The organism is Solibacillus sp. FSL K6-1523 (genome assembly GCF_038005225.1).
Taxonomy (GTDB): domain Bacteria; phylum Bacillota; class Bacilli; order Bacillales_A; family Planococcaceae; genus Solibacillus.
The window spans coordinates 1,602,967-1,616,830 of sequence record NZ_JBBOSU010000001.1 but is presented as its reverse complement, the minus strand read 5'-3'; the positions used below and the strand labels follow the sequence as shown (position 1 = coordinate 1,616,830).

Below are 13,864 nucleotides of genomic sequence, written 5' to 3'. Positions count from 1 at the left end.
CATGCGCATACTGGCCGCACCCAAAAAAATATATAAATAAAACCTTCTCTACCAACCAAATTTTTATTTAAGGTCACATTATACCTTTGGAATATCAACCACTTCGCCCGGGGATTTACTAATGGGAAAATCAGGGAGGTTTAGGTTATTTTTTTTCAACTTATACTTTTGAATTTTTGTTAATCCAGGGTCAAAGGAAATATTCTGTGATTTAAATTCTAAGTTTATAAGTTTGTTATAAATCTTACTTAAAAAATCTTTCCATTTCTCTAATGAAGAACTTGAAACTTCGTCAGAATTTTCTAACAAACGGTAGCCGTCTGCATAATGAAACATTAGTAAGCCCGTCCCAAAATCACAAGTCTTATTTTCTAAAATAGCTCTTGGTGCATCAAATCCACTATTCCAATTATAATTCGCTGCATAAAAATGGAGCATTAGTGGGTTATCTACCTTGCTTAACTGACTAATTAGATTATTTTTATCTGTATTATAAAGGAGCTCTTCAAGAAAATTAATATCTTTCTTATCCATGACATTTTACCTCCCACTATACTTTAGAAATTTATTTTTCTAGTCGCCTTAGCTTTCTTTCCCATAGTTCTACTGTTGCGCCTTGACTAGGATAAAGCGGTAGCCCTTTCTCCTGTAATTTCTTTAGATTTTGTTGTAAATCATTCACTTGTTTTTGTAAACCATCAACACTTTGATTAATATCCATTCTATTTAGTGCTCTTTCTACCACTTGGTTATAAACAGAATGTCCTCCATCCATTTTAATCTTAACTTTTTATCACTTGAATTCTATACTCACCTAATTGAGAATTAATCACCTCGAAAAATTTCAAGCAATTCGCAGTGGCTTTATATTTAAACCTTACATCAATAATGTAATATTCAAATACTCTATCTTGATAGGTATCTGAATGCTGATTTGATTCAATAAAACCTAAATATGCATTAATTTTATCTTGTAAAAGAGTTAAATGCTCCGCTTCATTTTTCCAATCCAAATGATCTGCAAGCATTAATATTAAGCCTTCCCCGTCTTTGCTAATACCAATTGCATCTATTTTATCAGTTTCTATTATAGACATATTGCTCTCCTCTCGAATCTGGTCTAATAATCTCAACTTTTGTAAGAGATATAGGAGTACCACCTTTAAGTATTCTTTTTCCTACTACAATTCCTCCACCACTTTGTAATTCAGAGAATCCTTTTGTTTAATTTTTTGTTAATGGTGCTATAGCTGATGATTTATATTCTTGAATTACTATATTGCCTGTAGATTTGCCAATACCAATTGCATCAAACTTAATTTTTGTGACTTGATTTGTAAGCCCGAATTATAAAAAATAGCGGCAGTCAGATTTCCCAACTACCACCATTTTATCATTCATTTAATTAAACTTACTGTACATCTTGAAGGGGAATTTTGTACTCGATTCTAATATTTATACCAGTGGGTACCAAATCCACCTCGGTGAACTCATCTTTTCCAATGAAGGATTATTATCAATGCTCCTTCAATAATTATACAATAACTAATATAAGCCTCTAAAACCATTCTAGTAATATTGCTAATCAAAGCTTTAATTACTAAGGTTTATTTTATCACTCTTTAAATTTGTTATTTATATAATTCTCAACAAACTGTCTATTATTTTTATTTTCAGGTAACAAACCTAAATGTTGATATTCAAAAATCATTTGTCGTTGAGTCGGGAATATTGCTGAATTAATTATGTCTTCATAATCATAATTAATTTTTATTTTTCCAGGATACTTTAAAGTCAGCGTTAAATTCGTCCATGGTTCTTGATCATTATCAATAAATATTTGTCTTAAATCATAAAATTTATTTTGTAATTCTACTAACAAATTGTCATAAATTTTTTCACTCACTTTATATTTTTCAGGAATATCATGAGAGTAAATAAAATCTTCATTCTCCGAAGTATTAAAATAAAAGTACACTATTCTAGAACCTTCTAATATTTCAGCATACAAGTAAATTTCTTGCCAATTACCACCTGGTATCATATCTATAACATGCTCTGCTATCATAGGGTACATCTGATTCATCTGTTGTTCCATATTTGTACTAACCTCCAATTTGACTTTGTATCGTAATCTTTTGTATTCTACCACCATCGATTGAGTAATCAACTATAAAACTATCTAGTCTAGCCTTCATGAGTTATTAATTCAAATTCAAGGATATCTTTAACTGTATACAATTAAAAAACTATTATTTCCTTGTTTATCACCACGAGCTCTGTCATGCTCGTTAGTTTGTTAGCCACTCCATGTAAGAAGTATCCATACTTAACTTGTAACGGCAATTTTGGATTAGCTATATTCGTAGTATTACCCTTATTCAATATAGATATTATCTCTTAGTTGCATAAATTCTTTCTTATAATGTCCCTTACATCGGTACCTGTGATGAAGTGTAGGTGTGAATAGAGTTTGCTTAATGCATTCCTTAGATCCTACTCATTGTTACAAAGTGCCAAGCTAATGCTTGTATTCGCAACATTCAATGCTAAACTGATGTCATCTACAACACTACATAATAAATTTTAAGACAAAGAAGATGTATACCTCAGTAAATATAAAACCACATCATACTATTTCCTCTTAAATATTTCAAAGTGAAAAACACACCTACAAATTAATTCGGTCTAAATCTTTGCCGAACTTTCAAATGTAAGTGTGTTTTTCTACCTCACCCATTTTTTCCTCTGGTGAGTAAAATTAGGTGCTTTTATTTAGGTCTATGATGGCTGCATGCGTTAGTTCAAACAAATCAGATTGTTTGAACTAACGCAACGGTTAAAAAAGGGATGCTATCATTGATTGAATATGTATCAAGATAAAAAACTAAAAATTCACCTTATTATAGCAAAAAACATGTAAAAAAAAGCTGATTGATTCTCCTTTACATATTTTAGAATCATCATTAGCGTTTATCTTTCCCAGTTAACATTTTTAAACTATACTTATGCTGGCCAAGCAAATAATTCTTCTAGTTTTTATTAAAGATTTCCAATTCAGTTTGCACGATATCATAGTCTTTCTTGATAGGTAGAATTAAATATTTCAGGGTCTTATGGTTCATTAGATTTTTTATTTTCCCGTCCCCAATACTGGTTGTTCCTATAATACGAACTTCTTGTAAGTTAGGTAGCTGATGAAGGTAATCTAATGAAGGGATTTCACCACAACTCTCAATCATTATTTTTTCTATACTAGAAACATTCCCAATTGAACTCCAATCCTTAATATTTTTACAATTTTGAAATGCTATCGAAGTTAATGATTTCCCTTCCTCAAGCCACTTTATAGAAGTGATTTTTGAATTATAACCTATTCCTAAGTGTTCTAATAAAGGCATGTACTTAAGAGCTTCAAATTCTAATATTTTATTTTTTACTAACCCTATACTTTTAGCTTTTGTAAATATATTGAATTCTCTGGATGAATCGCCAATATAATTGTCAATAAATAAGTACTCTGGATTCTTGTTTTGAAAAATTGAACTACAAGTTTTTTTATCATAATTTAAGTACACACACCACAATGAATTTAGCTCTGCAAAAGGTATCTCTTCATCAGTTTTTCCTAAAAAATTGAAATATTCTAATGAACTATAATTTTTAAGTTCATTTAAAGATTTATAATCATAAGAGTTTAACCTAAGCCCTCTAATATCTGAAATATCATTGAGTTTTTTTATATTCTCAAACTTGTGTTTTATACTTTCATGAGAAACTGACACACTATCTATTTCTTGCCTTTTTGTATCCTCAATATCAATTACACCCGTGTCTGGATCTATGTTAATAAATCTAAAGTTTCTTTTGAAATAAACTTTGTCGAAAACCATAATATCCTCCTTGAAGAACTATCTATCCTCATATTTATTTGGCTTAAATCAGACTAAATCAAACTCTGTCAGAAGATCATAAACATATCCATACAAAGTCGAATTTCCACCCGCAAATCCAATCAGTCTATCTACGTATAATTAACTTGTTCTGGGTCGTAGTATCGGAATCAGTTGTAATAGAATCCAATTTCCACATCATCATACTGTCTTGATAACGGAATCGAATAAAATCTTATTCACCCGTAAATTCTCCCGCTCGTCCATAAATAACAAGTTCAGCCGACCATACCCTTTTCATCATAAGCTTCGACAGGCATTCCAAGATAATCACTAATAATACTGTAATTACCTTCATCTACAATTTTAGTTGAAGGAACAAACGCATCAGTCAACACCCATTTATCTCAATCTTTTTTAATCATTAAGTGATTGCTGTATTCTCTAAATACGTACTTTTCCTTCATGATACCTTAGGATCCCTACCAAAATGGAATTTTATCGAACAACAGGTATGGCAACTATAAGAAAAGGATAAATGTACAAATCTTCTTAAGATCGAACAGAAAAAATTTCACACAACATCTCATCCAACATAAAAATTAACTTCTTTCGCTATAATTTCAATTAAGGTTTCCCTATTCCAGGCTGGCAATATCTTAAATAGTTTGTAATCAATTGTTGATTCCTGTAGTATGTTACATATTTCTTGTACTTTAACATTATCAGTTTCAACAATAAAATCTCCTACTTCCTCCCCTATAGCATCAAGCGCTTTTACACTAATTGCATCTATAAATACCAGTTTTTTTAACTCTTCCTTCCAATCTAGGTATGTCAAATATAAGTATGTTTCAACCAATTCAAGTTTTACAATTGTGGCATCGTGTAGAGTAATATTTTCATCCATAACAAATCAAAAGTCCCTTCCTATTAATTTATTGCATTTAACTTTAAGTTCATCCTTTACCGCCCAGTGTTAGATCGTTTGGTTTAGTCTCAACATTATAATTCTCCCCATGATGTCTTAGGTTCCAATTCGGATCAATAGAACAAATCCCTTCTGTATGACTTTCAAACCTTATTTTGGTACTACCATCCGGTTCCCAAACACTTCTTATAGTACCATCTTTAGTTACAAATACTTTACTTGGATCTACACCTAGCAGTTTCGTAAAATTATTAGGGTCAGCTGGAAAAGTAGAATATAAACCAAATGCATCCACTTGTATATTAGGATCTTTCACAAAACCATACAATGTCGGATTATTCACCGCAAGCCCTATCGGATCGTACTGAGTATAATTTCCTTGCTCTGGGTCGTAATATCTGAATCGGTTATATTACAATCCAATTTTTGCATCTTCTTTACATGTGTTTTATGGTTCAAGCAATATGGCAATAAATTCATACAATTTGTTACGTATAGTCCAATAGCCTTATATCATAGGTGAATGATTTTTGTTTTATTTACCCTTAAATGTTATACAGCGTCAAATATTCCGATATAAGTTAACTTATTAAAAAGCTTTTCTTTATCTTTCATCTCGATATCACCATCGTAGTACCAAAATATAGAATTCGCTTTTTCAAAACCCTGCTTTATACAAATCTCTCTAATTTTTATTATAGTTTCTGCCGTCACTGATAGTTCATCTTGATTTATAAGAATGTCTAACTCTTTCTCTTGAGGATGCTGGGCATAACCTATCCAATCCTCATCGTAAAATTCATCCCCTATATCTTTACAGAAACCACATACTTTAGAATCTGAATCTCCTATTTCTACATCTTCTCTATAATCTAATTCAAAATATGTCTCATAATCTTTCTCAAAATTATTTCCTACCCAAATATGCACTTTAGATGTGTTTTGTTCCCCATAATTCATTTGCTAATTACACCTCATCTCATATGGTTATCCTGATTTTTATTGATTATTTCAAATGCTTCCCTTTTAGTCTTAGCACCTTTCAATTACCATTTAGAGGAACCATTTCCAACAACTCCTCTGCTGTAAATCCTAATTCCCTTGCTTTTACAGTAATTGCTACTGGAAACATCTAATGAAAACCTCCTCCATTTCGAGGTGCACTTCTAACAGATTGAATATGTTGAGAGACTTGCTCTGAGGTAGCTTTATTAAACCATTCATTAAATTCACCATTTTTCCAAGGTGCTAATCCAAATATGTCTAACTCAACATTAGGATTTTTTACAGATCCATATAGAAGGGGTATTCCCTGCAAGCCCAATTGGATCTATTTGAGTATAGTTCCCTTGCTCTGAGTCGTAATATCTGAATCGGTTATAGTACAATCCTGTTTCAACTGTTGTATTTTTACACGATTAAACTATCCATTTATTGAAAACGGATGATTTAATTATTGTTATATAGTATAACCACTAATATTTTTTGATCTATGAAAACCAAATATCTCTTATGTTCTCTATATTACAAAATCCCAAATTGTATTTCATTTTCAAATGACACATTAATTAGCTTCATGCTATCATTGAAAAGAAAATAATGGTGTTGAGGTATTTCATTTACTAAATAAGGTAGAATCTTTAACAAATCATATAAATAAAATTCATACTCATTGTCAGTTAAACTATCCCCCACATAGACTATTCTTTCATTTTTCGTACAAACGTTATCTTGGATTAACGTACTTACAAAATTCACCACGTCCATAGAAATACTATTCTGATCTGATTCGACATATCGCTTATTTTTCAAACCAACAAAATCAACTTTTCCATCTTTAAAAGGGAATTTTTTATTTATGCACTCAATATAGTTATCTGGGGTTGTAATTACAGTAAACTTTGCAATTCCTATAGTTGTTAGGTGTTCAAATAATTCATTGTCATAATAGCTGCTCATATTGATCTATCCTTTACATTTATAATGACTTTGCAATTTCTTTTCTGTCTTTTCACTATACATATTTCATTTTTTAAAAATCACATGGTTTCGATATAACAACTGTTAAATTTGAAACCTAATAGAGTTCTAACACAAGCTATATTTTGCGCTTCCTCTTCTGAAAGGAAAATATTCAATCCAATTCTGACCGTGAAAATAAATCCTTACTAGTAACATCATCTTCACACATGTTTTTAAACGAAATTGCATACTGCCCTAATGCTTCTTTATCAAAGGAATATGCACAAAACATACTTGCTTCGGAATCAAAATTGACAATACCTTTTAATTCCGGCATTTTTTCTTCAAGAAAAACAAGCGCCAAGGAGTATTTACTCTAGTTTTTCATAAATGTGCTTGCAAATATGAAGGATCTGCAACGATTGCATCCTCAGACAATAATTTTCTTCATAATCCATTTATTAAATTTCTTCTGTTTGAATATCAATCCAAAAATGATTATTAACAATAGGGATATGAAATAGTACATATCTATTAAAAATAAGCGGAGATAAAACAGAATTGCCTGGTTAGTCTCCACTTATTAATTTATTCAATTTGAATTCAAATCATTTCAAAGAGAAAGATAATTATTGAAAGTAGAAATACCCTGCATTTTTTGTTTAAATATTCTACTAACCTTTCAACGACTTTTTAATTGTACGACTTTGTATCAATTCATCAAAAAGCTCATCGGCATTTGCTTTAATTCCTTCTCTATATTTTGAAGGAATTTTTTTATTACACCTTTCATACCAAGCGTCAAAGGTAGACTTCCATTCAAAGATTTTTTCTTTTTTAAGAAGCAAGTTCACATTTACAGGGAATTTTTTTGCGAACATTAGTAAAATGTCAACATGGGTAAGCATTGCTTGGTAAGGCTTATTTGAATTCTCTAGCCATTCCTTACTCTCATCAATTTTTTTAATGGCCAATTTTATGTAATGAGCATTCTCTAATTCGGCTGCTTCATTGCCTTCTGGTGCTGTACTAAATATTTTCATAACTACCTCCAAAATATTAATGACATTTTGTGGATCTTAGCATTCACACATCAAGACTATACTTCATCCGATTTTGTAAAACCTCTTTTTGAAAAATAACTTTTCATAAAATAGCCTCAATATTTTCCGTTCAATTAAAATGTTGAGGCTATTCTCCCTGTTTACACGGATAGGAAGAATTATAGTCATGTAGCAATTTTTCAAGGAAAGCATCAAATTCGCTTACCTTATCCCAAAGTTATTAAATTTGCTAAGGGCTTCAATGCTAATATCATAGTGGTTTTCTATTGGCGTATTAAAATACTTCATACTTTTCTTATTAATCAACCATGACAATTTTCCATCTTCTATAAATGTGTTTGAAACCAATCTTATAGATTCTAGAGACTCTAACTTATCTAAAAAATGCAATGATGGTATATTTCCACAGGCCTCTATAGTTAAAACTTTCAAATTTGATAATGTTCCTAGAACCTCCCAATCATTAACCTTTTTACAATTTTGAATCCATAACTCTTTAATAGAAGTATTATTTTCAATTCCGCTAATTGATTCTAATTTTGGTAGATACCGTAATTCAACTCTCCTTAAAGACCTTAACCCTTGTAGGTCAGCAATATCTTTAATAGGCGATGACCATATTTCCAATGTTTCCAACCTTCCCAGAACTTTAAACTCTTCAACATTATTGTTTTTATTTTTATAGTGATGAATAACTAATCGTTTTAAATTTGTACAAGTAAAAAGGTTTTTAATTTTTTTATCATATAAAACAAGTAAATCTTGGAGTTTTGATAACGAAGATAAGTCTAATTTCCCTTCAAGACTTCCCCTAAAGTTTAGATACTCTAATTCATTTAGATTTAAATCTTCAATAGAGCTTAAATCACTTATATTATTCTTACCCAAATCTAAATATTTTATATTGGGCAGTTGCTTTAAAAAGTCAACATTCGACAAGAAATTACCATTAATCCTAATAGCAAGCCCATCTATTTCCCCACTTCCAATTTTCCCTATTATAATAGGGTCTATAAAAGGCGATCTTTGAACGTATATTTGATATTTACCAAAGTCTGTTTCCACAGTCACCAAATCTTCCACTATATATCACTCCTAGGGTAAGGCATTTGAATTACATTTATTGTTTTTTTCCACCTGAATCTATTTCATAATCCCTCTGTTTAATATACAAACAAAGTTTTTTGGTCGACTATCATTATACTAGACCTGGGAGGTGCTTCCTTTTTGATGTCTCTAAACCCTTGGGGAACAAGGGCTAGGAGTCATGAAATCTAACCATACAAGTAATCAATAAATTTTCCAACAAGTTCATCATCATTATTTATCTTACTTATCGTCATCAGTTTCTTTTTCAGAAAAAGCAATCTAAAGTACGATGAACGAAACATATCCCAATTAAGAATCTCCATCTTAATTCTTCAAAGAATTTAATAAAGAACTATATTCTTTTCTGTTCGGATTTGTTTCATCATTACACAATCGTTCTAACAAGAAAATCGTATACTTTTTAGAGCCACGCTGTAATGATTTTATTAACATCTCTTCATAACCATTACGATAAAACTTTTCCAAGAAAGTTCCAAATGGCCCGGGACCTCCAAAATCAATGTCTGGACTTCTTTCAATTAATAGAAGAATAGGCTCTACAAAATCAAATGAATTACTCAGTTCTTCTATCTCATCCATAATTTCATATGCTGGATCTTGGAAAGTATATTTGTCTTTATTTTGATTAGCTATATTAATTAATTTCTCTAATTCATAAATATAATCATTTAAATCCTTTTTCATATTATTACTCCTTTTAATTTCTTATTTAATTTGGTTGTTAATTAATAATTGCATAATTTTTGTAACAATTATTTACAATGTGACTGCCTCTATCCAAGTTTGTGACAGGATATTTTCTCCCTTGGAACCTCCCCTGCTTTTATCTTACCTTTTAATCTATTTTGCAGCTTTTCCAATCTTTTTATAGTCGCATTATCATTTATCCCTGCGCTCCATTTACTTTCTATTTTATTCACTCGACTATTAACATACTTGCTATATTTAAGATGAGAGCCACGATGATAAACTTCTGTTCCCATTTGCATTCGAAGTGAATTACTACTAGGTAATAAGATTCCATTGGATTTTAGATCCATACCCATTCCTAAATAATCAAACATTGTCTGATGCTTTCTCCATATCTCTTTAGGAATAAGATGAAGTGCTTCCATTCCATCACCTATAGTACCACCTAAATTTTTATTTAATTCAGTACGATCTAATCCAAATGGATCGACTACGAATAAAGGATTTTGGACATATCCATATAAAGTCGGATTTCCACCCGCAAGCCCAATCGGGTCTATCTGCGTATAATTCCCTTGCTCTGGATCGTAATATCGGAATCGGTTATAATACAATCCAATTTCCGCATCTTCATACTGCCCTTGATAACGGAATGGAATAAAGTCTTGTTCACCTGTAAATTCATTCACTCGTCCATAAATATCAAGCTCAGCTGACCATACCTTTTTCCCCTCTTCATCATAAGCTTCGACAGGCGTGCCAAGATAGTCACTTATAATACTAAAATTACCTTTACTCGTAATTTTAGCAGATGGTACGAACCCATCATTAAACACCCTTATAACTATATTATCCGGTATTTCTGAGTTGTTCTGTGAAGAATATTTAGCTATTTCTTCAAACTCTTCCGAATCATTATGCGAGAAATACTCATGTAAAATCGTATTCCCATCCCACACGAATTGTATTGTTTTTTCATAAGAACGCTTTTCTACCCGCCTACCCATCGGATCATATTTGAAAGTAACTTCCGTCTGATCTGGTCTGATGACTTTCGACATCATCCCATTGCCATAATTCTCGTACTTCCACGTATCCCCATTCTTTTCGATCTTTCGAACGAGTTTTCCTTCTTCATCATAAGAAAATTTGGCATCTCTTGTTTCAAATAGTCTACTTCTAGCGCCATAAACGCGATCAGTCTTTTCTTTCGTTTCATACAAATTCCCGACATTATCGACATTGCGGTGCAAGAAATCAAATCGATTGCCTTGATTCGACCAGACGAGGTTGCTAAATTCATCATAGCCATAAGTTGTCCGACCCGCGGTTAACTCGTTGACTATGCCTTTTAAGCGATGATTGACATCCCATTGGTAAACGCGTCTGCGTGTATGTCGGTTTTGGCTACTAATTCGATGGTTTGTTGGTCTACCGGTTATGTCGTATTGCCATTGGCTGATAACATTCCCAGGTAAGATTCGCTCAATTTCTTGACCGAGTTCGTTGTACTGCATTGCGGCTGTCCATTGTGCTTGGTCTGCGCGAGAAGCGATAATCTGCGAGACATTTCCCATTGAATTTCGTTCAACATCGATGTTTGTACAAAGCATTACAAAATCCGAAGAAGTAACGGAATAGAAATGTGGTTTTGTACTTGAATAGGTACAGGAAGGCTATCAAACAAAACATATTCATCAGGCATTAAATCATATACATTATGTGCAAAAGGCTACTACAGAAACTCAGGTGAAAAATACGCTCAAATTTCTGATTGAAGCGTTTTCAACTTCATACAAAAGAGCGTTCGTTTCAATGATTACCAAAAAGGTGATTCCCCATGAAAAAGGGATGTGCAATACAATCATTTCCCCTTTCTTAAACAGCTTCACGGAAAGCAAAAATAATAAAATCAAGCTTCTCAAAGCCGTGGATTTAGCTACCGAAATAATAAATGGCTTTTCCTATGTTTACGTTTGGAACTGGTCTTTGAATTTGTCATCCCCTTTATTGGGTGATGAACCAAAAACACCTACTAATGAATTCGGTCTAAATCTTTAACCGAGCTTTCAAATGCAGGTGTGTTATTTCGTCCTACTTATTGAATTACTGCAATTGCTTAATTCTCCCTACTTTAAAATCTTAATAATTTTTATGAGTAAGGCTCCTGGGCCATGAATTATAATTACCGTACTATTGCTTTAACGAGAGTTTATATATGTTGCTACCTCATCTAATTCAATAAAGTTAAACCCTTTTAAATTTAAGGCAATGCATTGATGCATAAATTTTTCTGAGCAAAACATATATAAACTTAATTTTAAATCCTTTAAGCACAACACATCTAAATCAATGTCTTTAAAAACAACTTTTTGGTATTTTTCAACAAATACCCCCTCTGATTTAAATATCTTATTTTTAGGTACTTCTCTAGAGATATATTCCGATTTATCATAGTCCACTAGAGAAATATTATTATAATACTTAATAAAATAATAATTTTTCTTTACTTTTGGCTTTCCTTTTGGATCAACTATATTTAATCTTGCTATCACATAATCTTGCAACGAATTCGACTCAACTATTAGATTTAAAAAACGTTCTTCAACTATATGACCCAAAAAGTTTCTGTAATAATCAAACTCGATTTTACTTGTTGTGATAAGCCACAGCTCTTTCGGGAATTCATCTTTGTTAAAAAGTGGACGATTCCAACTATACCCCATTCCTTCATTAAACATTGTCTCATCAAAATGTTCATGCAATACCCCATTTAAAAATATTGGCGCTGTATGTTTGTCATTTATAATCATATACTTTTTCAAATTAATTACCCCAATCTCCTGCATTTACACTGATTTATACATTGAGTATTAACTTATATTGAATTATCAGTCCTTCTTAACTGTTCTATAACCTCAATGTAATATTCACGGACAACACTATGAAGATTTTCTTTGTTCGTGAAATTTTCCATTATTGTAATTATATTTTCTTTTTGCTCACTTGGAACTTCATCTATTTTCCTCTTGATAACCCGTCGAAATATATCCATTGATTCTTTTTTAGGTGGAATAGTTGGAATCGATAGTACATAATCCCATTTTTTTTCGTAATAATCAAATTGCGGTAATAAAGGCACACACGAAGCTAATACAAGTTTTATTTTATTATTTTTAGATTCGATATAGCTAATCAAGAAATCATATACGTTTTGCGTTTTAACATCGAACCTCACAGAAATAGTTGTGACAGTTCTAATAGCCTCTTCTAAAATTTTGTCATTATCATTATACTTCTGTCCAATTTTTATTAACCTTTTAGTTATAGTTGGATTTAAAAAAAATGCCTTTGAATCGATACCGATCTCTTGCCTAACCTCTCTTTCTACTTTCTTTATTAGAGGTAATACATTTGTTAATGATGTAGTTTCTAATTCACCAATAATCCCTAGCATTTCTTCATTATACTTGTCAAATCTTAACTTATTTATAATAGTCATATACTGTTCAAAGATACCATCATTTACAGTTTCATTCTCTATCCGAAAAACGAAACTTTCCATCGTTTTAATTACATTCTTCCTAAGTTCACTTGGAATTTCATCTATTCTCTGTTCAATAACCTTTCGAAATATGTGTATAGATTCATTTTTTGGAAGAATCTTTGGAATTGATAGTATATAACCCCACTTTTCATTGAAATCATTAAATTGCGTTAAAAAAGGAAAACATGACGCAATAACATATTTTATTTTATTATTCTTAGATTCGATATAATTAAATAAGAAATCATATAAGTTTTGCGTTTTAATATTAAATCTCTCAGAAATAGTTATTACGGTTCTTATAACCTCTTCTAAAACGTTGTCATCATCTTCATACTTCCTCCCAATTTTTATTAACCTTTTAGTTATAGTTGGATTTGAAAAAAATGCCTCTTTATCAACACCAATCCCCTGGCGTAACTCTTCTTCTATTTTCTTTATTAAGGATATAGCATTTGTTGGTGATGTAGTCACTAACTCCTCAATGATACCTAATATTTCTTCACCATATTTCATCCTGGACATTTAATTTACCCTTTCTTATCCACTGATACCGTGGTTCCTTTTTTTCATTACTTCATCTATTTAAATTTGACTTAAAAGTGTTCAATCACTTAGTTTGTCAGGGTGAGAGCATGATAATATCCTGGAATTACTCTTCTTTGCA

General features: G+C 31.4%; 17 protein-coding genes and 1 pseudogene. 1 reads left to right on the top strand and 17 read right to left on the bottom strand.

The window, feature by feature from the left end; translation table 11 throughout:
* Nucleotides 1–78: 78 nt before the first annotated feature.
* From MHI10_RS07555 to MHI10_RS07490, 15 genes and pseudogenes are all read right to left on the bottom strand, one after another.
* Nucleotides 79–534: a DUF4274 domain-containing protein gene (locus MHI10_RS07555; RefSeq protein WP_340784377.1), complete on the bottom strand. Its 456-nt coding sequence runs from the start codon at nt 532–534 to the stop codon at nt 79–81.
* A 31-nt stretch (nt 535–565) separates the two neighbouring features.
* Nucleotides 566–721, bottom strand: coding sequence for a hypothetical protein (locus MHI10_RS07550; RefSeq protein WP_340784375.1), 156 nt, complete (start codon nt 719–721; stop codon nt 566–568).
* A gap of 61 nt (nt 722–782) precedes the next feature.
* Nucleotides 783–1,097 carry a DUF6572 domain-containing protein gene (locus tag MHI10_RS07545; protein ID WP_340784372.1) on the bottom strand — a complete coding sequence of 105 codons (315 nt, stop codon included), beginning with the start codon at nt 1,095–1,097 and terminating at the stop codon, nt 783–785.
* A 518-nt stretch (nt 1,098–1,615) separates the two neighbouring features.
* A complete protein-coding gene (locus tag MHI10_RS07540; protein ID WP_340784369.1) occupies nt 1,616–2,098 on the bottom strand; it encodes an antitoxin YezG family protein in 483 nt (160 codons plus the stop codon).
* Nucleotides 2,099–3,032: 934 nt separating this feature from the next.
* Nucleotides 3,033–3,893 (bottom strand): hypothetical protein, encoded by an 861-nt coding sequence (locus tag MHI10_RS07535; RefSeq protein WP_340784366.1) that lies wholly within the window; start codon nt 3,891–3,893, stop codon nt 3,033–3,035.
* A 586-nt stretch (nt 3,894–4,479) separates the two neighbouring features.
* Nucleotides 4,480–4,803, bottom strand: a complete 324-nt coding sequence (locus MHI10_RS07530) for a hypothetical protein (RefSeq protein ID WP_340784364.1) — start codon at nt 4,801–4,803, stop codon at nt 4,480–4,482.
* A gap of 49 nt (nt 4,804–4,852) precedes the next feature.
* Nucleotides 4,853–5,167, bottom strand: a complete 315-nt coding sequence (locus tag MHI10_RS07525; protein ID WP_340784362.1) for a hypothetical protein — start codon at nt 5,165–5,167, stop codon at nt 4,853–4,855.
* Between the two features lie 209 nt (nt 5,168–5,376).
* A complete protein-coding gene (locus MHI10_RS07520; protein WP_340784361.1) occupies nt 5,377–5,784 on the bottom strand; it encodes an immunity 22 family protein in 408 nt (135 codons plus the stop codon).
* Between the two features lie 314 nt (nt 5,785–6,098).
* A pseudogene (locus MHI10_RS21405) lies at nt 6,099–6,221 on the bottom strand (RHS repeat-associated core domain-containing protein); the annotation flags it as partial.
* 127 nt (nt 6,222–6,348) lie between these two features.
* Complete coding sequence (locus MHI10_RS07515; RefSeq protein ID WP_340784359.1) at nt 6,349–6,783, bottom strand: hypothetical protein; 435 nt, start codon at nt 6,781–6,783, stop codon at nt 6,349–6,351.
* Nucleotides 6,784–6,958: 175 nt separating this feature from the next.
* Complete coding sequence (locus MHI10_RS07510) at nt 6,959–7,150, bottom strand: Imm51 family immunity protein (RefSeq protein WP_340784358.1); 192 nt, start codon at nt 7,148–7,150, stop codon at nt 6,959–6,961.
* 310 nt (nt 7,151–7,460) lie between these two features.
* Nucleotides 7,461–7,829 carry a hypothetical protein gene (locus tag MHI10_RS07505; protein WP_340784357.1) on the bottom strand — a complete coding sequence of 123 codons (369 nt, stop codon included), beginning with the start codon at nt 7,827–7,829 and terminating at the stop codon, nt 7,461–7,463.
* A gap of 222 nt (nt 7,830–8,051) precedes the next feature.
* On the bottom strand, nt 8,052–8,933 hold the full coding sequence (locus MHI10_RS07500; protein ID WP_340784354.1) for a hypothetical protein: 882 nt from the start codon (nt 8,931–8,933) through the stop codon (nt 8,052–8,054).
* Nucleotides 8,934–9,263: 330 nt separating this feature from the next.
* On the bottom strand, nt 9,264–9,644 hold the full coding sequence (locus tag MHI10_RS07495) for a hypothetical protein (RefSeq protein ID WP_340784353.1): 381 nt from the start codon (nt 9,642–9,644) through the stop codon (nt 9,264–9,266).
* A gap of 89 nt (nt 9,645–9,733) precedes the next feature.
* Nucleotides 9,734–11,263, bottom strand: coding sequence for an RHS repeat-associated core domain-containing protein (locus tag MHI10_RS07490; protein WP_340784350.1), 1,530 nt, complete (start codon nt 11,261–11,263; stop codon nt 9,734–9,736).
* A gap of 79 nt (nt 11,264–11,342) precedes the next feature.
* Between MHI10_RS07490 and MHI10_RS07485 the strand changes: the two genes are divergently transcribed.
* The gene (locus MHI10_RS07485; RefSeq protein WP_340789169.1) at nt 11,343–11,711 is read left to right on the top strand and encodes a hypothetical protein; all 369 of its coding nucleotides are present in this window, start codon (nt 11,343–11,345) and stop codon (nt 11,709–11,711) included.
* Between the two features lie 140 nt (nt 11,712–11,851).
* Here MHI10_RS07485 and MHI10_RS07480 read toward each other — a convergent pair whose 3' ends face one another.
* Together MHI10_RS07480 and MHI10_RS07475 are read right to left on the bottom strand one after the other, a co-directional pair.
* Nucleotides 11,852–12,475 carry an Imm43 family immunity protein gene (locus MHI10_RS07480; protein WP_340784349.1) on the bottom strand — a complete coding sequence of 208 codons (624 nt, stop codon included), beginning with the start codon at nt 12,473–12,475 and terminating at the stop codon, nt 11,852–11,854.
* Nucleotides 12,476–12,528: 53 nt separating this feature from the next.
* Entirely contained in the window at nt 12,529–13,722 is a 1,194-nt protein-coding gene (locus MHI10_RS07475) for a hypothetical protein (protein ID WP_340784348.1), read from the bottom strand.
* Between the last annotated feature and the right edge of the window lie 142 nt (nt 13,723–13,864).